The organism is Sandaracinus amylolyticus, assembly GCF_021631985.1.
GTDB lineage: Bacteria > Myxococcota_A > Polyangia > Polyangiales > Sandaracinaceae > Sandaracinus > Sandaracinus amylolyticus_A.
In genome coordinates this window covers 10,558,275-10,581,749 of the sequence record NZ_CP070225.1, presented here as the reverse complement: position 1 = coordinate 10,581,749, position 23,475 = coordinate 10,558,275, and the positions used below count along the sequence as shown (strand labels likewise).

17 protein-coding genes are annotated in these 23,475 nt (G+C 70.9%); 10 read left to right on the top strand and 7 right to left on the bottom strand.

Annotated elements, in window-relative coordinates:
* Window positions 1-14: 14 nt before the first annotated feature.
* Complete coding sequence (gene guaB, locus I5071_RS44985; protein WP_236519616.1) at window positions 15-1,472, top strand: IMP dehydrogenase; 1,458 nt, start codon at window positions 15-17, stop codon at window positions 1,470-1,472.
* Window positions 1,473-1,544: 72 nt separating this feature from the next.
* On the top strand, window positions 1,545-2,144 hold the full coding sequence (locus I5071_RS44980) for a hypothetical protein (protein ID WP_236519614.1): 600 nt from the start codon (window positions 1,545-1,547) through the stop codon (window positions 2,142-2,144).
* Here I5071_RS44980 and rraA read toward each other — a convergent pair.
* Entirely contained in the window at window positions 2,134-2,619 is a 486-nt protein-coding gene (rraA, locus tag I5071_RS44975) for a ribonuclease E activity regulator RraA (protein ID WP_236519613.1), read from the bottom strand. The genes I5071_RS44980 and rraA overlap by 11 nt on opposite strands.
* A 33-nt stretch (window positions 2,620-2,652) precedes the next feature.
* Window positions 2,653-2,979 (bottom strand): Rho termination factor N-terminal domain-containing protein, encoded by a 327-nt coding sequence (locus I5071_RS44970; protein WP_236519611.1) that lies wholly within the window; start codon window positions 2,977-2,979, stop codon window positions 2,653-2,655.
* Between the two features lie 163 nt (window positions 2,980-3,142).
* Between I5071_RS44970 and I5071_RS44965 the strand changes: the two genes are divergently transcribed.
* The 6 genes from I5071_RS44965 to I5071_RS44940 all read left to right on the top strand — a co-directional run bounded on the left by I5071_RS44965 (window position 3,143) and on the right by I5071_RS44940 (window position 8,007).
* On the top strand, window positions 3,143-3,757 hold the full coding sequence (locus tag I5071_RS44965) for a rhomboid family intramembrane serine protease (RefSeq protein WP_236519610.1): 615 nt from the start codon (window positions 3,143-3,145) through the stop codon (window positions 3,755-3,757).
* Between the two features lie 40 nt (window positions 3,758-3,797).
* On the top strand, window positions 3,798-4,220 hold the full coding sequence (locus I5071_RS44960; protein ID WP_236519609.1) for a response regulator: 423 nt from the start codon (window positions 3,798-3,800) through the stop codon (window positions 4,218-4,220).
* Between the two features lie 24 nt (window positions 4,221-4,244).
* Window positions 4,245-5,564, top strand: coding sequence for an MYXO-CTERM sorting domain-containing protein (locus I5071_RS44955; RefSeq protein ID WP_236519608.1), 1,320 nt, complete (start codon window positions 4,245-4,247; stop codon window positions 5,562-5,564).
* 150 nt (window positions 5,565-5,714) lie between these two features.
* The gene (guaA, locus tag I5071_RS44950; RefSeq protein ID WP_236519607.1) at window positions 5,715-7,286 is read left to right on the top strand and encodes a glutamine-hydrolyzing GMP synthase; all 1,572 of its coding nucleotides are present in this window, start codon (window positions 5,715-5,717) and stop codon (window positions 7,284-7,286) included.
* Window positions 7,283-7,717 carry a hypothetical protein gene (locus tag I5071_RS44945; RefSeq protein ID WP_236519605.1) on the top strand — a complete coding sequence of 145 codons (435 nt, stop codon included), beginning with the start codon at window positions 7,283-7,285 and terminating at the stop codon, window positions 7,715-7,717. The genes guaA and I5071_RS44945 overlap by 4 nt, the downstream gene beginning before the upstream one ends.
* Entirely contained in the window at window positions 7,705-8,007 is a 303-nt protein-coding gene (locus tag I5071_RS44940) for a hypothetical protein (protein WP_236519604.1), read from the top strand. Before I5071_RS44945 ends, I5071_RS44940 begins: the two co-directional genes overlap by 13 nt.
* Here the strand turns inward: I5071_RS44940 and I5071_RS44935 are convergent.
* A complete protein-coding gene (locus I5071_RS44935; RefSeq protein ID WP_236519603.1) occupies window positions 7,982-8,854 on the bottom strand; it encodes a diiron oxygenase in 873 nt (290 codons plus the stop codon). The genes I5071_RS44940 and I5071_RS44935 overlap by 26 nt on opposite strands.
* A gap of 85 nt (window positions 8,855-8,939) precedes the next feature.
* Here I5071_RS44935 and I5071_RS44930 point away from each other — a divergent pair, with 85 nt between their 5' ends.
* Window positions 8,940-13,490, top strand: a complete 4,551-nt coding sequence (locus I5071_RS44930; RefSeq protein WP_236519601.1) for a MupA/Atu3671 family FMN-dependent luciferase-like monooxygenase — start codon at window positions 8,940-8,942, stop codon at window positions 13,488-13,490.
* A 69-nt stretch (window positions 13,491-13,559) separates the two neighbouring features.
* Here I5071_RS44930 and I5071_RS44925 read toward each other — a convergent pair whose 3' ends face one another.
* The 4 genes from I5071_RS44925 to I5071_RS44910 form a co-directional block, all read right to left on the bottom strand.
* Window positions 13,560-16,721: an FAD-binding oxidoreductase gene (locus I5071_RS44925; RefSeq protein ID WP_236519600.1), complete on the bottom strand. Its 3,162-nt coding sequence runs from the start codon at window positions 16,719-16,721 to the stop codon at window positions 13,560-13,562.
* Window positions 16,722-16,766: 45 nt separating this feature from the next.
* On the bottom strand, window positions 16,767-17,282 hold the full coding sequence (locus tag I5071_RS44920) for a hypothetical protein (RefSeq protein ID WP_236519599.1): 516 nt from the start codon (window positions 17,280-17,282) through the stop codon (window positions 16,767-16,769).
* 85 nt (window positions 17,283-17,367) lie between these two features.
* Window positions 17,368-20,322: a TonB-dependent receptor domain-containing protein gene (locus I5071_RS44915; protein ID WP_236519598.1), complete on the bottom strand. Its 2,955-nt coding sequence runs from the start codon at window positions 20,320-20,322 to the stop codon at window positions 17,368-17,370.
* 22 nt (window positions 20,323-20,344) lie between these two features.
* A complete protein-coding gene (locus I5071_RS44910; protein WP_268921199.1) occupies window positions 20,345-21,907 on the bottom strand; it encodes a serine/threonine-protein kinase in 1,563 nt (520 codons plus the stop codon).
* A 209-nt stretch (window positions 21,908-22,116) separates the two neighbouring features.
* On the opposite strand from I5071_RS44910, the gene I5071_RS44905 reads away from it, so the two are divergent.
* Entirely contained in the window at window positions 22,117-23,475 is a 1,359-nt protein-coding gene (locus I5071_RS44905; protein WP_236519597.1) for a M15 family metallopeptidase, read from the top strand.

The following is a 23,475-nucleotide window of genomic DNA, read 5'->3' as shown; positions in this document are numbered from 1 at the left end:
AAGGGAGGCCCGCCGTGCTCGATGAAACCCCGCGCCTTGCGCTGACTTTCGACGACGTCCTGCTGCAGCCGGGGTACTCGGACTTCCTCCCGCACGACGCGGATGTCCGCACGCGCCTCACGCGCGATCTGAAGCTGAACATTCCGATCCTCTCGAGCGCGATGGACACGGTCACCGAGTGGAAGACCGCGGTGACGATGGCGCGCAACGGTGGGCTCGGCGTGCTGCACAAGAACCTCACGCCGGACGAGCAGGCGCGCGAGGTGCTCAAGGTGAAGCGCGCCGAAAGCGGCATGGTGCTCGACCCGGTCACCATCGAGCCCGACCGCTCGCTCAACGACGCGTTCGACACGATGCGCCGGCACGACATCTCGGGCCTGCCGGTGGTGAAGGCGGGCAAGCTGGTCGGCATCCTCACCAGCCGCGACGTGCGCTTCGAGAAGAACCTCGCGCAGCCCGTCGAGACGCTGATGACGCGCAAGCTCGTGACGGTGCCGATCGGCGTGTCGCAGGAGCGAGCGCGCGAGCTGCTCCACGCGAACCGGATCGAGAAGCTCCTGGTGGTGGGCGACGAGGGCGAGCTCGTCGGGCTCATCACGATCAAGGATCTGCTGCAGGCCGAGCGCTATCCCGGCGCGATCAAGGACGAGCACGGGCGCCTGCGCTGCGCGGCGGCGATCGGCGTCGGCAAGGATCGCGAGGAGCGCGCGGCGGCGCTGGTCGCGGCGGGCGTGGACGTGCTGGTGATCGACACCGCGCACGGCCACAGCAAGGGCGTGATCGATGCGGTGCGGCAGACGAAGAAGGAGCACCCGCACGTGCAGCTCGTCGCGGGCAACATCGCGACGGCCGAGGCGACCGAGGCGCTGATCCAGGCGGGCGCCGACGCGATCAAGGTGGGCATCGGGCCCGGCTCGATCTGCACGACGCGCATCGTGGCGGGCGTGGGCGTGCCGCAGATCACGGCGATCAGCGACTGCGCGCGCGCGGCGGCGAAGCACGACGTGCCGGTGATCGCGGACGGCGGGATCAAGTTCAGCGGCGACGTGGTGAAGGCGATCGCGGCGGGCGCGGAGTGCATCATGGTCGGCTCGCTCTTCGCGGGCACCGACGAGACCCCCGGGCAGGTCGTGCTGTACCAGGGCCGCAGCTACAAGCAGTACCGCGGGATGGGCTCGCTCGGCGCGATGCGGAAGGGCAGCAAGGACCGCTACGCGCAGGCCGACGTGGAGGACCCGGGCAAGCTGGTGCCCGAGGGCATCGAGGGTCGCGTGCCGTACCGCGGGACGCTCTCGAGCGTGGTGTACCAGCTGGTCGGCGGCCTGCGGGCGGGCATGGGCTACACCGGGTGCCGGACGATCGGCGAGCTGCGCACGAAGGCGAAGTTCGTGCGGCAGAGCGCGCAGGGTCTGCGCGAGTCGCACGTGCACGACGTGGTCGTCACGGAAGAGGCGCCGAACTACCGGGTGTGATCGCTCGTCCTCGGTGCCGCGGGTCATACTCGCGGCATGGGAGGCAGGGCTTGTGATTCGTGCGGTCGGGCGATGAGCCCGACCGCGGTGCGTTGTCCGCACTGCGGCGCGTTCCAGGCGGCGAAGAAGAAGGACGCGCCCGCCGCGCCGCCGGTCGCGAAGAAGAACGAGGCCTATCGCGAGCCGGCGCGGCCAGCCGAGCCTGCGAAGCCGCGCACGCCGATCCGCGACGTGACGAGCGACGAGGCGCGCGCGCTGGTCACCGTCGCCGCGGTGAAGGACGGCTTCGACGTGGAAGGACCGGACGACGAGCCGGGCATCGTCGAGGGGCTCGTCCTGCCGCACCCGCGCACCGAGGGCGTCGGGCGATGGGCCGACATCGCGCTCACGGTGGTCGCGCTGCCGCTCGTGCTGGCGTCGGCGCTGGCGCTCGCGCTGCTGAGCCTGCGCGCGGCGCGCTTCGGCGGCGTGCGCGGGCGGCCGGTGTGGTTCCGGATCCTCGGCGTGTGCGTCGGCACCGGGCTGCTGCTCTCGCTCGTGTCGCGCTGGACCGTCGAGCCGACGCTGCTTCTCGCGATCCTGGGCTCTCAGCTCGGCGCGCTCGTGGTGCGCGGCGCGCTGCGCTCCGCCGCGAAGGCGAAGCGGCGCGCCGCGTTCGATCTCACCCGCTGACCTCGACCTTGCGCTCGGTGACGACGACGCCGTCGTGATCGACCCACACGTGCTGCCCCGGCACGAACGTCACGCCCGCGAACGTCACCGGCTCGTTCACCACGCCGACTCCGCGCTTGTCGCTCTTGCGCGGGTGGGTGCCCAGCGCGACGACCCCGAGATCGATCGTCGCGATGTCCGCGCTGTCGCGGATGCACCCGTAGACGACCACGCCCGACCAGCCGTTCTTCGCGCCGAGCGCCGCGAGCTGATCGCCCACCAGCGCGCGCCGCATCGATCCTCCGCCGTCGACCACGAGCACGCGCCCCGCGCCCGGCTCCTCGAGCGCTTTGCGCACCAGCGCGTTGTCCTCGTGGATCTTCAGCGTCGCGATCGGTCCGTCGAACACGACGCGCGCGCCGTACGAGCGGAAGATCGGATCGCACACGCGCACGAGCTCGGGATGGGCATCGCAGAGGTCGGTCGTCTTCGTCATGGCGAGCCGACTTACCCGCCGCGCGCCCCCCGATCAACGCGAGCGCGAGCGACGTGCGGCCGCGCGATGACCGCTCCGCAGCTCGCGCACCAGCTCGTCCTTCTTCTTCCGGCTCGGCGACGCGATGCCCTTCTCGCGCGCGAGGTTCACGAGCTCCTGCTTGGTGCGGTCCTCGAGCGAGCGCCGCGGGTTGCCCGTTCCCTGCGTCGTCTTGTTGGGCGTGCGGCCCTCCTGGCGGCGCTGCTTGTTCACGGTGCGCGCCGCGATCTGCTTCGCGCGCGGGGCGGGCGTGCCGCGCTCCTCCTGGCTCTCCTTGATGTGCTCGTACTTGCGCTCGTCCTTCGGGCTCCACCGCGGCATGTCCGGCCTCCTGGCCACGGGCATCGCATCGCGCGTGCCCGTGCCGGGGACGTGCGAGAGGGCCGCACCGCGAGGCACTCCGCCCCACGCGCGACGCGACGCCACCGCGCCCGCGGGGTGAGCGATGGGAAGGACCGCGTCTGCTAGCCTGTTCGAAGGCACGATGGCCGCTGCACCGACGAAGCGCGTTCGCGAGCCGACGTTCGCCGACCTCGGTCGCGAGCTGAAGCTGCACGGCCTCGTGCTCGCGATCCTCGTCGCGGTGCTGTGGGCCGAGGAGATCGTCGACGTCTTCCTCGGCGGCTACCTCGACGCGTTCGGCATCCGTCCGCGCGAGATCGCGGGATTGATCGGCATCCCGCTCTCGCCCTTCCTCCACGCGGGGTTCCCGCACCTCATCGCGAACACGGTGCCGCTGATCGTGCTCGGCTGGTTCGTGATGCTGCGCGAGACCTGGCACTTCTTCGCGGTGAGCGCCGCGGTGATCGTGCTCGGTGGGCTCGGCGTGTGGATGTTCGGGCAGACCGGCAGCGTGCACATCGGCGCGAGCGGGCTCGTCTTCGGGTGGCTCGGCTACCTGCTGCTCGGCGGATGGTTCGAGCGGCGCGTGAGCACGATCCTGGGGTCGCTCCTGGTCGCGGTGCTCTACGGCGGGCTCGTGTGGGGCGTGCTCCCGGGCACCCCGGGCGTGTCGTGGGAGGCCCATCTCTTCGGGTTCCTCGCGGGGGCCCTCATGGCGTGGGTGCTCGCGCGGCGCGAGAAGGCGGCGCGCGCGTGAAGGCTCGCGCGGAGGTGGACATGCAGTCGGAGCCAGGCCCATGAGCCCACGCCAACGAGTCCTGATCGTGGAGGACGAGCCGACCTTGCGCTTGGCGTTGCGGCGGATCCTCGAGGAGGCGGGCGCCGAGGTGGTCGCGGTGGAGTGCGTCACCGACGGCCTCGCGCAGCTCGTCCCGGGCGCGGGCTTCACGATGGTGCTGAGCGATCTGCACCTGCCCGACGGGCTCGGCACCGCGGTGCTCGAGCGAGCGCGCGCGCTCGGCATCACGCGGCGCGCGCTCTCGAGCGGGGATCGCACGGCGCTGCGCGAGGTCGACCCGGACCTCGCCACCGATCTGCTGACGAAGCCGGTGTCGCGCACCGTGCTCGAGGCGCTGGTGGGCGCGATCTCGCGGAGCGGCACCGCGCTGCGCAGGCCCGATCTCGGCGGCGATCGCAGCGGCAACGGAACACAGGACTGAGCGGTCAGTGTATTCTCGGCGCGCATGACACGCGCGCGCTCGTCGGTGGTGGTCGCGGCGCTGGTCCTCGCGAGCTGCGCGCAGAGCCCAGGTCGCGAGGTCGGCGTGATCGAGTCGACCCTGACCGCCGAGGAGCGAAGGGTGCGGCTCACCCAGATCCGCGATGCCGCCGCGGCCGCGGGGCTCGACAACGGCGTGCTGCTCGCGGGCATCGCGCAGGCGGAGACCGGGCTCGCGCACTGTTGGTCCGAGGCGACGTGGGCGTGTCAGGGCCCGGTGAGCGCGGACTGCGGCGGAGGCCCGGTGATCGCGGGCGCGGGCGACGGACCGTGCGAGGACCTGCAGGGCGGGCTCGGCATGTTCCAGTTCGACGCGGGCACGCACGAGCAGACGCTGGCGCGCGAGGGCGAGCGCATCCTGTCGATCGCCGGGAACGTCGAGGCGGCGATCGACTTCGTCGTCACGATGGTGATCCGCTCGGTCTACGTCGACGGAGTCGACACCCGCGAGCAGGCGATCGCGTGGATGGACTCGGTGGTGGTCGGGGGCGCGGGACACACCGCGTGGATCCAGACCGTCACCCACTACTACAACGGCTGCACACCCACCGGTTGCTCGGTCTACGAGACGCGCTCGATGCACTACGACGAGGCGCTGCGTCGCGTGTGGGACGAGATGGGCGCGGACTTCTGGGGCATGGGGATGGCCCCGCCGTGCGAGGTGATCGGCGCGGGAGGGCGCGTGATCGACGACCTCGACGCGTGCACGACGCTCGGCGGTGATCGTCGCTACTGGCGCACCGCGACCGACGCGGGCTACGGCGGATCGCTGCGCTGGACGAACGCGACCGACGACACCGCACCTGCCAACTACGCGACGTGGACACTGCGCTTCGAGGCGGGCGGCGAGTACGAGCTCTTCGCGCACCTCGACGCGGCGTACGCCGAGAGCCGGGTCGCCCCCTACACCATCACCTCGCGCGAAGGGCCGCGCGAGGTGATCGTCGATCAGACCGCGGGCGCGCTGCAGTCGCTCGGCGTCTTCGGGTTCGAGCCGGGCGTGGACTACGAGGTGCGGGTCGACGACGACAGCGGCGAGCCGGTGAGCGAGATGATCGCAATCGTCGCCGACGCGATCGAGGTGCGGCCGGTGGGCGCGCCGGACGCCGGTGGGATCATCGAGACGGACGCCGCGATCGGCGCCGACGCGGGCGTGGCCCGAGGGCGCGAGACGGTGTCGGGGTGTGGGTGCGGGGTCGCCTCGCGCGGTGGAGAAAACCGCGCGATCGCCGCAGGAATCGCGCTCGGGCTGGCCCTGATGGCGCGCCGCCGGCGCGTGCGCTGAGAGGCTCGCGAAAAATCGGCTGGCCCGCCGGCCCTACCGTCCGCGCGCTTCGCGCGCTCCCGTCCGGGACCGGCGGGACGAGCACTCCGGCGAGGACTCAGCAGCCCGCGTCGATCGTACTTGCGTCGCGTGGTATGCCCGCGGCCCATCATGGACCGCTCGCTCGTCCTCATCCTCGACTTCGGCTCGCAGTACACCCAGCTCATCGCGCGGCGCGTCCGCGAGCAGCGCGTCTACTGCGAGATCCATCCGTGCACGATCCCGCTCGCGCAGATCCGCGCGATGGAGCCGCGCGCGGTGATCCTGAGCGGCGGTCCGTCGAGCGTGTTCGAGGAAGGCGCGCCGAGCGTCGATCGCGGTGTGTTCGAGCTCGGCGTGCCGGTGCTCGGCATCTGCTACGGGATGCAGCTCTTCTGTCACCTGCTCGGCGGCGGCGTGGAGAAGGCGGCCGAGCGCGAGTACGGCCCGGCGCGCATCGAGGTGCGCAAGGCCGAGGGACTGCTCGAGGGCTTCCAGCGCGGCGAGCACGTCGACGTGTGGATGAGCCACGGCGATCGCGTGCACGCGCTGCCGCCCGGGTTCGAGACGCTCGCGAGCACGCCGAACGCGCCCTTCGCGGCGGCGGGCAACCTCTCGCGCCGCATCTTCGGCGTGCAGTTCCACCCCGAGGTCGTGCACACGCCGCGCGGCGTGGAGATGCTGCGCGCGTTCCTGTTTGACGTCGCGAAGCTCCCGCCCGACTGGACGCCGGGCTCGTTCGTCGAGGAGGCGGTCGAGAAGATCCGCGCGCAGATCGGGCCCGACGCGCACGCGATCTGCGGGCTCTCGGGCGGCGTGGACTCGTCGGTCGCGGCAGTGCTCGTGTCGCGCGCGATCGGCGATCGCCTGACCTGCATCTTCGTCGACAACGGCGTGCTCCGGAAGAACGAGGCCGCCGAGGTCGTGAAGATGTTCAAGGAGCAGGTCGCGATCGGCGATCACGGCGAGGGGCGCCTCAACCTCGTGCACGTCGACGCGAGCAAGCTCTTCATGGACGCGCTGCACGGCGTCGAGGACCCCGAGCAGAAGCGCAAGATCATCGGGCGCGTGTTCATCGAGGTCTTCGAGCGCGAGGCTGCGAAGGTGAAGGGCGCGACGCACCTGGTGCAGGGCACGCTCTACCCCGACGTGATCGAGAGCGTGTCGTTCAAGGGCCCGAGCGCGACGATCAAGACGCACCACAACGTCGGTGGTCTGCCCGAGCGCATGAACCTCAAGCTCTGCGAGCCGCTGCGCGAGCTCTTCAAGGACGAGGTGCGCGAGGTCGGCGCGTCGCTCGGCATGCCGCACCACGTGCTGTGGCGTCATCCGTTCCCCGGGCCCGGCCTCGCGATCCGCTGCCTCGGCGAGATCACGCAAGAGAAGCTCGACGTGCTGCGCGAGGCGGACGCGATCTTCATCGAGGAGCTGCGCGCGTCGGAGCTCTACGAGCAGGTGTGGCAGGCGTTCAGCGTGATCCTGCCGGTGCGCAGCGTCGGCGTGATGGGCGACGGACGCACCTACGAGAACGTGCTCGCGCTGCGCGCGGTGACGTCGAAGGACGGCATGACCGCGGACTGGGCGCGACTGCCCTACGAGTTCCTCGCGAAGGTCAGCTCGCGCATCATCAACGAGGTGCGCGGGATCAATCGCGTGGTCTACGACGTGTCGAGCAAGCCGCCCGCCACGATCGAGTGGGAATGAGGCGAGGCGTCGCGATCGTCGCGATGCTGATGGTCGGTGCGTCGGCATCGGCAGCGGCGCAGTCGCTGCCAGCCGCGTTCGAGGCGCCGTGGAGCGACGTCGCGCCGGCGATCGCCGACGATCGCGTGGTCGCGGCCGGGCTCGGGCTGCCCGACGAGCGGCTCGGTCGGCTGAGCGCGCGGCGCGCTGCGGCGCGATCGCGTGGTGAGGAGCGCGCGAAGGCGGCGATCCACGCGTGGGCGGACGACGCGCTGGCGCGGGTGTCGGCAGCGCCGACGGTCGCGGCCGAGGTGCATCGGGTGATCGACGCGCGCGCCGAGGTGACGCGGGTGCGCGCGCTCGCCGATGGTGGCGCGGTGGTCGAGGTCGCGGTGCCGCTCGCGGCGCTGCGCGAGGTGAGCAGCGAGAGGGGACTGCCGTGGTCGCGATGAGATCGTTCGCGCTCGCGCTCGTGATCGGGATCGCAGGGTGCGGCGGTGCGCAGCGCGGCGCTGCGCCGGCGCGCGCGCGCTTCGTGGTCACGCCGGACACCGCGCGCGTGTACACCGACGAGCGCTTCCTCGGCACCGGGCGCGTGCTCGATGCGCGGCCGTTCGAGACGCGCCCCGGGACGCGTCGCTTCACGATCACCGCGGACGGCTATTTCCCGCACGACCTCGAGGTCGATCTGCCCTCGGGCACGACGACGATCGAGCTCAGGCTGCGTCCGGTTCCGCCGTAGCCGGGAGCAGTCCGATCTTCTCGAAGAAGCGCACGAGCTTCGCGGACACGCGCGTGCGGTGCGCGACCTGCGCGGGGTGCGCCATCGCGAGGTTGCGCGCGACGTAGGGCTCGTCGATCCCCGCGTCCTTGTACGCGCTCGGGTTGTAGTAGAGAGACCAGTTGGCCTCCATGAAGCCGCGCAGCCACGCCGCGAACTTCGCGCGCTGGGCCTCGTCCCACTGGGGCAGCCAGCGCTCGGTCAGCTCGCCGAGGTACGCGCGATCGAACGCCAGGTGGCGCGACTCGTCCATGTGGTGCTGCAGCGAGATCTCGCGCACCAGCGCGTCGCAGCGATCGTCCTTCATGGTCCGCACGTTGTAGAAGTCGCCGAAGTCCTCGACGACCATCGCCATCGCGTAGAAGCCGATCTCGTCCTCGCCGGGCGCGAGCATCTTCGGGAACGCGACGCTGCGATCGGGGTACACGCGGCCGACGTACTTCCGACAGAAGACGCCGAACATCACCATGTGCTTGTTCTCTTCGTCGAGGAAGTGATGGAGGTAGTCGGTGATCTCGTCGCTCAGCTTCGCGCCGTAGAGGCGCTCGCTGAGCCCGGCGACCAGCGCCTGCTCTCCGTGCAGCGTGTTCGCGAAGAGGTTCGCGGTCTCCGCGATCGAGAGGCGATGGCGCTGCTCGTCGCTCAGATCACCCCAGATCGGCGTGCCGTGGAGCGTGAGGAGCTCCGGTGGCATCGCGTACCGATCGCGGTCGAGCCGATCGGTCCACTCGAAGCGACGATAGACGTCGTAGAGCTCGTCGCGCGACGCGGCGATCAGACGGCGGGACAGCTCGTCGGTGCGGGTCATCGCGGCGGCAGGTACGCGCCCTCGATGGCGGGTGAGTGAGTGAGCGCACCACTTCGCCCGCGTGTGTTCGTAGCTCACGCGGGCCATGCACGAACGACGTCCGCTCGCGTTCCTCGTCCTCGGAGCGCAGTCACTCACCGTTCAATGCGGCGAGATGCTCCTCGCGCGCGGGCACACGATCCCCGCGCTCGTGACCGACGCGCCGGACGTGCGCGCGTGGGCCGAGCAGCGCGCGCTGCGGGTCGTCGCGCCGGGGCGTGATCTCGCGTCGCGGCTCGAGTCGATCGAGGTCGACTGGATCCTCAGCGCGGCGAACCTGCGCATCGTGCCGGACGACGTCCTCGCGAAGGCGAAGCACGGCGCGATCAACTTCCACGACGGCCCGCTGCCTCGCTACGCGGGGCTGCACGCGACGAGCTGGGCGCTGATCGCGGGCGAGCGCACGCACGGCGTGACGTGGCACCTCATCGAAGGCGGTGTCGACGAAGGGCGCATCTGCGCGCAGCGCGAGATCGAGATCGCGGAGGACGAGACCGCGTTCACGCTCGACGCGAAGTGCTTCGCGGCAGGCATCGACACGTTCCGCGAGATGCTCGGCGCGATCGAAGACGGAACGCTCGCACCCCGCGCGCAGGATCTGTCGCGGCGCACCTACTTCGCACGGCACGATCGGCCGGCTGCCGTCGCGACGATCGATTGGTCGCGCCCTGCGCGCGAAGTGCTCGCGCTGGTGCGCGCGCTCGACTTCGGGAGCTACGAGAACCCGCTCGCGATCGCGAAGACGCGGCTCGGCGATCGCGTGCTGCTGGTGCGCGCGGCGAAGGTGGTGGAGCGCGGCGGCGCGCGCCCCGGGGAGGTGCTCGAGGTCGGTGAGGACGGCGTCGTGGTCGCGTGTGGGGATGGCGCGATCGCGATCACGTCGATCGCGGACGCGGACGGCGGGCCGATCACGATCGCGGCCGGCGCGTGCCTCGAGTCGCTCGATGCGGCGACCAGCGATCGGCTGAGCGCGATGCACCGCGAGCTGTGCGGGCACGAGCGGTGGTGGGCGGCGCGGCTGCGCGCGCCGGCGCCGGTGCTGCCGCAGGCGAGCGACGCGCAGCATCCGGCGCCGAGGATGCTCGCGACGAGCGGTGATGGAGATGCCGTCGCGGCATCGCTCGCGGTCGCGCTGGCGCGCATCGGAGATCTCGACGCGACGCGGATCGGCTGGACCGACGCGGCGCTCGCGGAGCGAGTGCGCGGCGTCGAGGGGTGGTTCGCCGACGTGATCCCGCTGCGCGTCGTGATCGACGACGAGACGACGGTCGCGAGCGCCCTAGGGCAGGTGCAGAGCGAGCTCGCGGCGATGCGCGACGAGGGCACGTTCGCGCGGGATCTGCGGGCTCGAACGCGCTCGGAGCGCGATGCGGTCGTGATCGTGCGGCACGCGCAGCTGCCCGAGACGCTCGATGCGCGCGGCGCGCTGCTCACGCTGCACGTCTCGGACGATGGGCGCGTCGGCGTGGTGCGCGACGGAGCGGTCTGCCCGCAGGGGATCGCGTCGCTCGAGACGCTGCTCGCGACGATCGCGCGCGAGCCCGAGCGCAGGGTCCGCTCGCTCTCGCTGCTGTCCGACGACGAGCGCACGCGGCTGCTCGTCGACCTCAACCGCAGCGCGGTCGAGACGCGCGAGGCCTGCCTGCAGCGGCTCTTCGAGGAGCAGGTCGATCGCACGCCCGACGCGATCGCCCTCGCCTTCGAGGACGAGACGCTCACGTATCGCGCGCTCGATGCGCGCGCGAACGCGCTCGCGCATCGCCTGCGCACGCTCGGCGTCGGCCCGGAGCGCCTGGTCGCCGTCGCGGTGGAGCGCTCGATCGAGCTCGTCGTCGCGGTGCTCGGCGTGCTCAAGGCGGGCGGCGCGTACCTCCCGCTCGATCCCGCGTTCCCGCGCGATCGCGTCGCGATGATGCTCGAGGACAGCGGCGCGCAGGTGGTCGTCACCCAGCGCTCGCTCGCGCCGCGCTTCTCGCACGTGACGACGGTGCGGGTCGACGAGCTACGCGACATCACGAGCCGCACGCGGATCGGCGACGTGGACGCGCGCCCCGAGCACCTCGCCTACGTGCTCTACACCTCGGGATCGACGGGCCGCCCGAAGGGCGTGATGGTCGAGCACCGTCAGGTCGCCAACTTCTTCGTCGGGATGGACGCGCGCATCGCGCACGACCCGCCGGGCGTGTGGCTCGCCGTGACGAGCCTCTCGTTCGACATCTCGGTGCTCGAGCTGCTGTGGACGCTCTCGCGCGGGTTCCGCGTCGTGGTGCATCGCGATCGTGATCGCGAGCGCGACGACGAGCCGCGCGCCGCGCCCGCGCCGATCGTGCCGCCGGAGATCGCGGCGAAGCCGATGGACTTCGGCCTCTGCTACTGGGGCAACGACGATCGCGAGGGCAAGGGCAAGTACGAGCTCTTGCTCGAGGGCGCGCGCTTCGCCGACGCGAACGGGTTCCACGCAGTGTGGACGCCCGAGCGGCACTTCCACGCGTTCGGCGGTCCCTTCCCGAACCCGTCGGTCTCGGGCGCGGCGGTCGCGGCGATCACGAAGAACGTCCACGTGCGCGCGGCGAGCGTGGTGCTGCCGCTCCATCATCCGCTCCGCGTCGCCGAGGAGTGGGCGATGATCGACAACCTCACCGAAGGGCGCGTGGGGCTCGGCATCGCGTCGGGATGGCAGCCCGACGACTTCGTGCTGCGCCCCGAGAACACGCCGCCGGCCGCGAAGGACGCGATGTTCCGCGACATCGAGGTGCTGCGTCGCGTGTGGCGCGGCGAGCGCGTCGCGTTCGCGCGCAAGGACGGCAGCCTGCACGAGGTCGTGAGCCAGCCGAGGCCCGTGCAACGCGATCTCCCGATCTGGCTGACGATCGCGCTCAACCCCGAGTCGTACCGGCAGGCCGCGGACATCGGCGCGAACGTGCTCACGCACCTGCTCGGTCAGTCGATCGAGGAGCTCGCGGGGAAGATCCGCATCTATCGCGATCGGCTCGCCGAGCTCGGGAGAGATCCTGCGTCGGGCAAGGTCACGCTGATGCTCCACACGTTCGTCGCGCCCGATCGCGAGATCGCGCGCGAAGCGACGCGCGAGCCGCTCAAGAAGTACCTCGCGAGCGCGGCGTCGCTGATCAAGCAGTACGTGTGGATGTTCCCCGCGCTCAAGCGTCCGCACGGGGCGAGCCACCCCGACAACATCGATCTCGCGACGCTCGACGCCGAGGAGATCGACGCGGTGCTCGAGTACGCGTTCCACCGCTACTTCGAGGAGAGCGGACTTCTGGGATCGGTCGACGACTGCGTCGCTCGCGTGCAGCAGCTGAAGGCGCTCGGCGTCGACGAGATCGCGTGCCTCATCGACTTCGGCGTCGAGACGAAGACGGTGCTCGCGAGCCTGCCGCACCTCGCCGAGGTGGTGCGTCGCACCGCGCGCCCCGAGCCGCCGATCGCGACCGAGCACCCGTTCGCGCGCGACGTCGCGCGACACGCGGTCACGCACCTGCAGTGCACCCCGAGCATGGCGAGGATGCTCCTGCTCGACGACGCATCGCGCGCTGCGCTCGGCCGCGTGAAGCACCTGATGATCGGTGGCGAGGCGCTCCCCAGCACGCTGGTCCACGAGCTGCGGCGCGCCGGCGTCGAGCACATCGAGAACATGTACGGGCCGACCGAGACCACGATCTGGTCCTCGACCGACACCGTGCGCGACGAGATCACGCTCGGGACGCCGATCGCGAACACGACGTTCTACGTGCTCGACGAGCGACGCCGGCTCGTGCCGCTGGGCGCATCGGGCGAGCTGTGGATCGGCGGGCGCGGCGTGGCGCGCGGGTACCTCCATCGCGCCGAGCTCACGAGCGAGCGCTTCGTGCGCGATCCGTTCTCGAGCGATCCCGATGCGCGCATTTACCGCACCGGCGATCGCGTGCGGTGGCGCGCGAACGGCCGTCTCGAGTTCCTCGGGCGCGTCGATCATCAGGTGAAGGTGCGCGGGTATCGCATCGAGCTCGGCGAGATCGAGGCCGCGCTCGCGACGTGCGAGGGCGTGCGCGAAGCCGTGGTGATCGCCCGCGCCGGCACCGGCGGCGACGCCGAGCTCGTCGCGTACGTCACGGCCCATCCGCCGGTCGACGCGAAGACGATGCGCGAGCACCTCCGCGCGACGCTGCCGAGCTACATGGTCCCTTCGCGCTTCGTCGCGCTCGAGCGCTTCCCGCTCACGCCGAACAAGAAGGTCGATCGCAACGCGCTGCCCGCGCCCGACGACGCGACCACGAGCGCGCCCGAGGCGACGAGCGCACCGCCCGCCAACGATCTCGAGCGCGACGTCGCCGCGATCTGGCGCGAGGTGCTCGGCGTCGCGGAGGTCGGTCGCGACGACAACTTCTTCGAGCTCGGCGGGCACTCGCTGCTCGCGGTGCGCCTGCACCGCAGGCTCGTGGAGGCGATCGGCAAGCCGATCGCGATGACCGACGTGTTCCGCTTCCCGACGGTGCGCGCGTTCGCGGCGCAGCTCGGCGGGACCGCGCAGCCCGACGCGCAGCTCGATGCCGTCGCGAGCCGCGCCGCAGCACGGCGCGCCGCCCGCGCGCGGCGCTGAGAGCGCTAACTCATCAGGAGAGCAGGAGCGATCCGGAGGATGGGAGTCCTGCTCTCCTGATACGAAGCTCTATTCACAGAAGAAGCGCACGTCGCTGAGGTGTCCCTCGACGATCACGAATCGCGCGCGATCGGCGGTCGTGCCCAGCCACGCGTCGAGCCCGGGATAGCAGCTCACCGCGGGATTCGGGTGGTGCACCTCGGCCTCGTAGATGCCGTCGGGCATGCTGAACACCATCGCGCCGCCATACGGATCGTAGGTGTCGACTCGGTCGTTGGTGGGCACTTCCGAGCCACCGAGCAGGATGTTCGTGGAGGGCCCGAGGTACTTGAGCCCGTCGGGGATTCCGTCCGGCCCCGAAGGACCATCGGGGCGATTGCCGACGACGTCGGGATACGGAATCGCGAACGTGCCCGACCCGTCGTCCGTGAAGATGCGGAACGTCGCGCCGCCGGTGCCGTGACCGTCGTAGTCGCCGGCCTCGATCACGCCGTAGCCGCGCGAGCCCACGGGATCCTGCTCGTCCACGACGGTGAGCGCCGCGTCGCCGTATCCGGGGCGACGACCGTATCCGCACGTGAACGGGAAGCGCGAGTCGACACCGAGCCCGAGGCTCGCTGCGGTGACCGAGGCAGTGCCGCTGTACTCCTGCTCGAAATAGTCTTCGTACGTCGTGCTGAAGACGATCGTCGCCTGGAGGAATCCCTTGCGCGAGATGGTCTGTGCGACATCGACGTTCCGCGGCAGACCGAGCATCGTGAAGTACCCGTTCGTATCGGTGTACGCACAGGCGAGCTCGCGGCCGTCGGCGCCGCGGAGGATCGTGCCGTCGGGCGCTCGCGGGCACACTCGGAACCCGGGCGCGGCAGCGCCGCTGCGGTTGTCCACGACACGCTGCCGATAGACGATCACCGAGTCGTCGTCGATGAGCGCCGAGAGCTGGGGCAGGCTCATCGCGCTCACCTGCGAGAGATCCAGCCCCGCGATCGCCAGCCGATCGATCCAGTACGGATCACCGCCGACGCCCGCGACTCGCAGCATCGTGCGCGTCTCGAGCGGGCTGAATCGCCAGCGGAGATTCGCGGGATTGCTCCACGGCGAGCAGAAGCCGACGGCGACTGCGTCGCTCCCTGCGAGGTCGTTCATGCACCCGCCGGTCGTGTTGTTCATCGCGACCACGCGACCGATGCCGTTGGCGTCGAGCTCGAGCATGAACTGCTGCGCGGTCGAGCCGTTGCAGGCGGCGAATCGGTAGTCGAGGCCCCAGAGCGAGTCGAGGCACATCGCGTACGGATTGTCCTCGGGATGGATCGAATAGCGCCGATTCCGCTCGAGCGTCTGCACGAACTTCCCGCTCGCGACGTCTCGCACGAAGAAGCGCTGTCGCGGATTGGCTTCCTCGGTCGCGCCGGTGCAGCTCCGCGTCTCACCCGGGAAGATCCCGAGGATGCTCCCGTCGAGGAAGAGCCCGGGCTCACCGATCATCGAGAGACAGCGCCCCGACGACTCGCTCCGGATCGCGAAGAGCGCGCCCGTCTGCGAGTGCGCGGACGTCGCGACGTCGCCCGTGACGTAGACCGAGGAGAATCGCTGTCCGTCTCTCGGCCAGGTGAATCCGAGGTTCCGCAGGTAGTCGTTCGCGAAGACGCCATAGGGATCCCACGCGTCGATGACCGCCTGGAAGCGCGCCAGTCGGGCCGCGGTGTTCGCGCGATGCGCCGCATTGGCGAAGAGCGCCGCCGTGTTCTTGCCGAAATGGAGCTGAGCGTGCGGGTAGCGCGCGGTGATCCACTCCATCGTGTCGGTGTACGGTCGCGAGTACGCGGCGAGCTGCGCATCGGTGAACGAATAGGGCCGGAAGAACGGCAATTCGATGTGCACGATCCGATCACCCGCCGCGATCCCCGGACGGACCGCGTTGCTGCCGAACAGCGTGTCGTCGCGCGCCTCGTCGAACCGCACGACCGCGCCGACCAGCGGCATCCCTCGCCCGTCGCGATCGAATCGGTCGTTGATGTAGTTCAGGATCGCCGCCGCCTCTTCGGCGCGCACCGAGACCTCGAGGTCGTATTGCGAATACCGAGGCTGGGTGTCGGGAAAGCGATCGATCGTGAGCATGCGATGGCCGGGCCCGACCGCGTCGTTCACGCGATCAGCACAGCCACCTGCGCCGTCGGGAATGCAGATCGGGCTCGACGCCATGCGCTCGATGGCCTGGCTCTCGAAGAACGGCTCGAGGCTCGGCGTGCACGCCGAGAGCTGCGCCGAGGTCTGGAAGAAGTCGGACTCGAACGGCGTCACGTCGGGAGAGAAGAGGTGATTCACCGCGCCGGGATGAGTGACCGGCGCGCTCGTCTCCTCGCCGCAGAATCGCACCCAGCGGTCGTTGCCGGGATAGAACATCAAGAACGCGTAGTCGCACCCGGCGGTCAGCGCGTCGATGTCCTCGGGGACGATGCTCTGCGTGACTGCGATCTCCTCGGAGTGCCCGCGGAGGTTCGTGATGTCGTCGACCGCGAGACGGACTCGCGCCATGCCGCCGAGCGCGCCCAGGTTCGCGCGCAGCACGCGCCATTCGTCGGCCGTGGTGTTCTGCGCGTTCCTGCGCACGATCGTCCCGTCGGGCCGGACCATGTCGATCTCGAGCACTCGGCTCGAGATCGCGGCCGTGCCTCCGGTGCTCGATCCGTGGATGCCCGTCGCGACTCCGCCCACGACGTTGATCGGGCCGTAGCCCACCACCGTGTAGCCGAGCCACTTGCCGCGCGCGGCGAGATGATCGGTGAGCTGAGTGAAGCTGACGCCGGGCTCGACGACCACCGTCTCGTGGCCGTTCCACGGCTCGATCTCGGAGATTCCGTCGAGCGCCTGAGTGATGATCACACCGCCGTCGGAGCAGAAGTTGCCGGCCGTCGAATGGCCGCTTCCCATGAACTTGATCCGCCGGTTCTGGGCGACGAGCTCACGCACTGCCATCTGCATCTCGGCGATGGTCCGGGGCCGATAGATCAGGCTCTCCGGGCAGTGCGAGTATTCGGAGTAATAACCGACGGCGCGCGTATTCCGATCGACGCAGTCGGTCACGCAGCTCGTGGCGGACTCACCGACATCGCACGTGCCGTTGCCGCACGTGAGTGTCAGTCCGGTCACTGCGGGACAGAGCTGCGCGCGTGCTGGATTCACGGCGCCGAGGAGGACCACCAGCGAGACACCGAACATCCACGGGCGCATCGCACCTCCGAGCTATGTGCGTTGGGGAAATGACTCGCTCTCTCACTACCTGACGGGCTTTCGCGCCGGCTTCGCGGCGAGCGTCTCGATGCGTCGCTGCACCTCGGCGAGCCGAGGAGTCAACACGCTCTCCGCGTTCCTCGAGACGATCCACTCGACGCCTTCGCGGATGCCCGCGAACACCTTCTGGGGGACCGGTCGCCTCGAGGTCAGCTGGATCCCGGTGAGAATGCTGCGCACGAGCGCGCCGTGGAGGCCCGACTCGGTCAGCACGATCGCCGAGGCATAGGCCATCCCGTCGAATTCGTTGCTGACCGTCTCGCCGTACTGGCGGACCGAGGGGTCGGGCCGCGAGAACGACTCGGTCGAGAGCAGCAATGTCAGGCCGGCGATCTTTCCGTGCACTTCGTGGAGCCGGCGCTGGCTCGCGGATACGGCCTTGAGCACGTCCACGGTGATGCGGCCGCGATACATCGCGACCATCAAGTCGTGGAACTCGAAGATCCCAACGTCCCCTCGATCCACGAGGGGCCGGCCGAGCTCTGGCTCGAGTGTCGCCACGCTGGTGACGACGCTACACATTCTGGGCGGACGATTCCAGAGGGCGCAGCGAAATACTTGGTGGCGCAACGAACGCGCGGCGTCGTCAGAACGTGATCGTCGTCTGGACGAAGAGCTCCCGCCCGCTCTGGGGCACGAACACCTGCCGCACGTCGTCGCCGCCCGGGTAGCCGTAGCGCCAGTCGAACAGGTTCCGCACGCCCGCGGCCCACGTGAGGTGGATCGGCGCGATCTCGCCGCTGAGGATCAGATCGGCGATCACCGGCACGTCGCCCTCGACCAGCGTCGTGGTGCCGTCGGTCTCGATGCGACGACCGAGGCGCGGGCCCTCGACCCGGAGCCGCGCGGCGAGCGAGAGCAGCTCGGGCACCAGCGGCGCGACGCCGCGCAGGCCGACGAGGTGCTCGGGCGAATTCGTGAGGCGCGCCTCGTCCGCGTCGCTCAGCAGATCGCCGATGCGCGTGCGCTGGAACGAGTACGTCGCGGCGACCATCCAGCCCTGTCGGAAGTCGCGCCGCACCTCGGCCTCGGCGCCGATCGTCTGCGCGATGTCCGCGCTGTTCGCGTACTGCAGCACGAGGTCGCCGGTGCCCGGATCGACGACCTGATCGAGCGTCACGAAGTGATCGATGCGGTTGTAGAACGCGTTCGCGATCAGCGTGACCTCGTCGATGCGCTGCGAGATCTCGAGCTCACCGCTCCAGATGCGCTCCGCGACGAGCGACGCGGGGCTGATCTGCGTCTCGCCTCCGTCGTTGTAGCGGAGCTCGTACACGCTCGGCGCGCGGAACGCGCCGCCGCCGAGCAGCTTGATCGTGCCGCCCTCCCAGGGCCGGAAGATCAGCGCCGCGCGGGGCGACACCGCGCCGTCGGCGAACGTCGACACGTAGTCGAAGCGACCTCCGACGTCGATCGTGATCTCGCGGATCGGCTCGATCTGCGCGACCGCGTATCCACCCGCGACCCAGAATCCTTCGGACCCCGAAGGATTCAGGAAGGGGTCCTGTCCGCGCACGCGACCCTCGAGCTCCGCGAGCGCCGAGCCGCGCGTCTCCGCGCCCGCCGTGAGCCGCAGCCACTCGAGCGGCGACCACGTCGCGCGCGCCTCGCCGCCGACCCACACGCCGCGCCAGCGATCCTCGCTCACGTAGCTCGGATCGCCGGGCGCCTCGCCCTCGTACGCGTAGTCGCCCTCGAAGAGATAGAGGTCGGAGAACGCGCGCACGAAGAGCGAGAGCTCGCGACCGAAGCGCGGCTCCCAGCGCAGCTCGAGGAAGCCCCGGGTGTCGACGCCACGCGAGCGCGGATCGCCGAGGATCGTATCGAACGCGCCGGTGGGGATGCGCTTGTCGCGGCGGTTGAACGAGAGCTCGAGCGTGAGGTCGCCGATCCATCCGCGCGCCGCGGCGTGCGCGGTGTGGAACTCGTCCGCGCCCTGCACGTCGCCGTCGGGCGCGTACTCGGGGAACGAGTAGTCGTGGCCCTGCGAGTAGATGCCCGCGGCGGTCGCCCAGAAGCCCGCGTCGCGCGAGAAGCGCGTCCCACCGCCGACGCGCGCGCGCACCATGCGCTGCGCGTCGGTCGCGATCGACACGTGCGGTCCGAGCAGCGAGTCGCGATCGCGCGTGACCACGTTGATCACGCCGAAGAACGCGTTCGTGCCGTAGAGCGCGGAGCCCGCGCCGCGCACGAGCTCGATGCGCTCGACGTCGATCAGATCGGCGCGTGCGTCGTAGCCGACGTACGAGCTGCCGAGCAGATCGTCGTTCATCGAGTGACCGCTCGTGAGCACGAGCACGCGGTTGCCGTAGTCGCTCGGCTGCGAGAACCCGCGGATGCCGAGCGACGCGTAGGTCAGATCGTTCGTCTGGTACACGCCGCGTTGTCCCGCGACCGCGTCCCAGAGCGTCTGGTACCCGAACGCGCGCAGCTCCTCCTGCGGGATCAGCGACACGCTCGCGGGCGCGTCCTCGATCGACTCCGCCTCGCGCGATGCCGCGGTGACCTCCTGCAAGAGGCGCAGGCGCGCGTCGATGCGCGTCTGCTCGCGCGGCTGGATGTCGATCTCGTCCTCGTAGGGACGGAACCCGGGGCGCACCACGCGCACGGTGTGACGACCGCTCGGCACCTCGCTCAGCACCGCCGGCGTGAACCCCGCGGCCTCGCCGTCGATCTCGATCAGCGCGCCGCGCTCCTGCGCGTCGACGACGAGCGAGCCGGTCTCGAGCGGCAGATCGATCGACACGGGTGTCGTCTCGCGCGCCGCGACGCTCACCGGCACGCGCGTCGTCTGCCGGCCCGGCGCGCTCACGATCAGCGTGTGCGCGCCGGGCGTGAGCTCGATGGTCGCGGGCACCACGCCGAGCGACGGCGACTCCTCGTCGTCGACGCGGATCGCCGCGCCCTGCGGCGCGCCGACGACACGCGCGCTGCCGAGGATGCGCACCAGCGGGACGCTCACCACGACCTCGCCGCCGACCGTCGCGCGCACCTCGTCGGACTGCGCGGGCTCGTGGCCCTCGGCCTGCACCAGCACGCGATGCGCGCCCGGCTCGACCGCGAGCGTGCGCGGCGTGCGACCGCGCGATCCGAGATCGCGCCGATCGAGATAGACGAGCGCGCCCGGAGGATCGGTCTCGACGCGCACCAGCGCGACGCGCGGGCGGATGCGCTGCACCGCGGCCTCGGCGACGCGTCGCTCCGAGTCGTCGAGATCGCTCTCGAGGTAGTCGGCGTAGTAGCGGAACGCCTCGGGATATCGCTCGAGCTCCTCGAAGCAGCGCGCGATGTTGAAGACGACGTTCTTGTTCGGGACGAGGCGCTGCGACGCGAGGTAGTGCTGGAGCGCACCTCGGCAGTCGCCGCGACGCTGCGCGTCGACGCCGAGCTCGAAGCGCACGTCGGCCTCGGTCGCGAGATCGATCTGCGTCTCCTCGCTCGCCTGCGCGTGGGCGCGCGATGGGACGATCACGAGGAGGAGCGTCGAGAAGAGCCAGGAGCGGAGAGCCAGGGATCGCGCCGAGCGCGGCGTCGTCGTCATGTCGTCCTTACTGCAGAAGCGATCAGCGGCGCGTCTTGATCGCGAAGTCCTCTCCGCCCGTCGTCGTCGTCGTTCGATCACGATCGCGACGGCGTCGCTCGACGCGCGGCTCGGGCGTCGGCTCGACCGGAGGCGCGACCACCGCCGGAGGCAGCGCCGCGAGCTCCGCCGAGACGTGCACGTCGTCGCTCGAAGGGCCCTGGGTCCACACGTACGGCGCGTATCCGTCGAGCTCGACGCGGAACGTCGCGGGCGAGCTCTCGAGCGCCGCGCGCTCGAGCTCGACGAACGTCGGCGTGGTGCCGATGACCTCGTCGCCGCGCCGCAGCGTCGCGCCCTGCGGCGTGCTCGCGACGAAGAGCGTGAACCGCGGCGCCGGCGCTTCGACCGGCGGCGGGCTCGGCGGCAGCGGGGTCGCGATCACCGGCGGCGCCGCGATCTCGGGCTCGCCACCGCCGCTGCTCGCGATCGCCGCGAGCCCCGCCGCGACCGCGACACCCGCCACGATCGCGATCCGCGCGCCGCGCCCCGTGCGCGCCGGAGGTGCCGCCGCGACCGGAGGCGGCGGCGCGGTGCCGAGCGAGAGCGGGAACGACGACGAGCCCATCGTCGCGATCTCCCCCGACACCGTCATCGCGTGCCGCGCCTGCGCGCTCCAGCCCGGGACCATCGGCGCGATCTCGTCGATCGCACGGATGAGCTCCTCGGCGCTCGCGAAGCGCAGCGCCGGGTCCTTCTGCAGACAGCGCAGCAAGAGCTGCTGCACGCTCGGCGGCACCTCGATCGTGCTCGGGATCGGCGGCACCGGATCGTTCAGGTGCGCCATCAGCGTCTGCACCGGATCGTCGCCCTCGAAGGGCACGCGCCCCGAGATCATCTGGTAGAGCAGCACGCCGAGCGCGTAGAGATCGGCGCGCCCGTCGACCGGGCCGCGGCGGATCTGCTCGGGCGCCATGTACTTCGGCGAGCCGAGGAAGTGGCCTTCCTTCGTCAGCTCCTCCGAGTCGTCGCGCATCACCTTCACGAGCCCGAAGTCGAGCACCTTCACCTGCTCGCCCTCGCCCGTCGTCACCAGCATCACGTTCGACGGCTTGAGGTCGCGGTGGACCATCTCCTGGCGATGCGCCTCGCGCAGCGCGCGCGCGACCTCGCGCGTGATGCGCAGCGCCCGCGCGATCGCGAGCGGCCCTTCGTCGCGCAGCACCTGACCGAGGGTCGGCCCCTCGATCAGCTCCATCGCCATGAAGTACGCCTCGCGCGACGACTCCTCGAGCCGGCCGTAGTCGTACACGACGACGATGTTCGGGTGCCGCAGCTGCGCGCAGCTCGCGGCCTCGAGCAGGAAGCGCTTCTGGAAGCCGGGATCGCCGCCGGTCTCGTCGAGCTCCGAGTGCAGCACCTTGAGCGCGACGGGGCGTCCGAGCGGTACTTGCTCGGCTCGGTAGATGCGGCCCATCCCGCCGCGCGCGAGCACGCCCGACACGCGATATTTGCCGCCGAGCGTCTGGCCGATCAGCCGCTCGGGATCGCGCAGCGCCGGCTCGACCTCACGCGTGGGCGCCGCGGACTCCTTCTGGTGCGCCATCGAAGCGACGACTCTAACGCGGACCGTGAGTACGGAGGGGTTGAGAATTCTCATCCTGGCTGCGCCGCGTCCAGGACTTGGACGCGGAGCGGGCGCGCACGCGGGCCGTCGCACGCGGTTGGTCACGCGAATGCCGCCTCGACGCCGCAGCCCGCGCCGCCGCACATCACCGCGCGCGAGGCACGTCGCTTGCGCAGGTGCGCGCCCCGATGCGCACGCTCGCCCCGCTCGCCGCGCTCGCACTGCTGACCGCCTGCCACGCCGAGCTCGCCGGCGCGGGCCCGATCGGCGACGGCGGGATGCCAGCCGACGACGGCGACGTGCACGAGATGCCGGAGCCCGAGCCCGAGGTCTGCTTCGTGCCCGACGACCTCGGCACGTCGAGCGAGCGCCTCACCATCGGCGAAGCGGTGAGCGGCGCGTGCAGCACGAGCGTGGTGCGCGCGCTCAGCGAGCAGCTCGTGCAGGAGATCCAGTGCCTGCGCCCCGGCTCGATGGCGCGCATCGACGACATCCCCGGGGTGCGCCTCGGCAGCGCGACGTTCCCCTGGATGCAGCGCCCCGCGACCGACGCGCTGCGCGCCGCGACCTCGGGCGGCGGGACGCTCTCGCTCAACTCGACGCTGCGCACGCTGCCGCAGCAGTACCTGCTCTACCGCTGGTACCAGACCGGTCGCTGCGGGATCTCGCTCGCGGCGCGCCCCGGTCGCAGCAACCACGAGTCGGGCCTCGCCCTCGACACGAGCGACCACTCGGCGTGGCGCAGCCGGCTCGAGGCGCGCTCGTTCCGCTGGCTCGGCAGCAGCGACCCGGTGCACTTCGACTACGTCGGCGGGGGCACGGTGGATCTGAGCGGGCTCTCGGTGCTCGCGTTCCAGAAGCTGTGGAACCGGAACCATCCCGAGGACCCGATCGACGAGGACGGGCTCTACGGGCCGCAGACCGAGTCGCGCCTCGCGCGCGCACCCTCCGAGGGCTTCCCCATCGGGGCGCGCTGCGACGAGCCGGAGCCCGAGCCCGAGCCCGAGCCGATGCCCATGCCGATGCCGGCGCGCCTCGCGATCGACTGGCGCCGCGAGACGAGCGGCGAGTACGTGCTCACCGCGAGCGCGCCCGAGACCACCGAGAGCGTCGAGTACACGATCGATGGCCGCGTGATCGGCACCGCGATCCGCACGTGGGGCACCGACTTCGCGATGGTCGCGGGCACCTGCGAGGACCACGACACCCACGTCGTCGAGGCGATCGCACGCGACGCGGCGAACGCGGAGCTCGCGCGCGCGGTCGGCCTGCTCGAGGCGAGCGGCGGCACCGCGATCGCCATCCGCCCGCGCGGCGCGTCGACCTACGAGATCGCGCTCGAGCGCGCGTCGTCCGAGGTCGCTGCGCTCGAGGTCGAGGTCGACGGCTTCGTGCTCACCGACGAGGTGAGCGGCGCGACGCGCAGCCCGCGCCTCGCGGTCCGCTACACGTTCAGCACGCTCGGCGCGCGGACGTTCGTGCTGCGCAGCCTCGACGCGAGCGGGACCGTGCTCGCCGAGCGCACGCTGACGTTCGAGCTGCGGTGA

Coding starts and splice junctions, on each gene's coding strand:
- rraA (WP_236519613.1), bottom strand. CDS start 2,619: ATGACGAAGACGACCGACCTCTGCGATGCCCATCCCGAGCTCGTGCGC.
- I5071_RS44915 (WP_236519598.1), bottom strand. CDS start 20,322: ATGACGACGACGCCGCGCTCGGCGCGATCCCTGGCTCTCCGCTCCTGG.
- I5071_RS44930 (WP_236519601.1), top strand. CDS start 8,940: ATGCACGAACGACGTCCGCTCGCGTTCCTCGTCCTCGGAGCGCAGTCA.
- I5071_RS44970 (WP_236519611.1), bottom strand. CDS start 2,979: ATGCCGCGGTGGAGCCCGAAGGACGAGCGCAAGTACGAGCACATCAAG.
- I5071_RS44910 (WP_268921199.1), bottom strand. CDS start 21,907: ATGGCGCACCAGAAGGAGTCCGCGGCGCCCACGCGTGAGGTCGAGCCG.
- I5071_RS44980 (WP_236519614.1), top strand. CDS start 1,545: ATGAGCCCGACCGCGGTGCGTTGTCCGCACTGCGGCGCGTTCCAGGCG.
- I5071_RS44965 (WP_236519610.1), top strand. CDS start 3,143: ATGGCCGCTGCACCGACGAAGCGCGTTCGCGAGCCGACGTTCGCCGAC.
- I5071_RS44905 (WP_236519597.1), top strand. CDS start 22,117: ATGCGCACGCTCGCCCCGCTCGCCGCGCTCGCACTGCTGACCGCCTGC.
- guaA (WP_236519607.1), top strand. CDS start 5,715: ATGGACCGCTCGCTCGTCCTCATCCTCGACTTCGGCTCGCAGTACACC.
- I5071_RS44955 (WP_236519608.1), top strand. CDS start 4,245: ATGACACGCGCGCGCTCGTCGGTGGTGGTCGCGGCGCTGGTCCTCGCG.
- I5071_RS44945 (WP_236519605.1), top strand. CDS start 7,283: ATGAGGCGAGGCGTCGCGATCGTCGCGATGCTGATGGTCGGTGCGTCG.
- I5071_RS44960 (WP_236519609.1), top strand. CDS start 3,798: ATGAGCCCACGCCAACGAGTCCTGATCGTGGAGGACGAGCCGACCTTG.
- I5071_RS44935 (WP_236519603.1), bottom strand. CDS start 8,854: ATGACCCGCACCGACGAGCTGTCCCGCCGTCTGATCGCCGCGTCGCGC.
- I5071_RS44925 (WP_236519600.1), bottom strand. CDS start 16,721: ATGCGCCCGTGGATGTTCGGTGTCTCGCTGGTGGTCCTCCTCGGCGCC.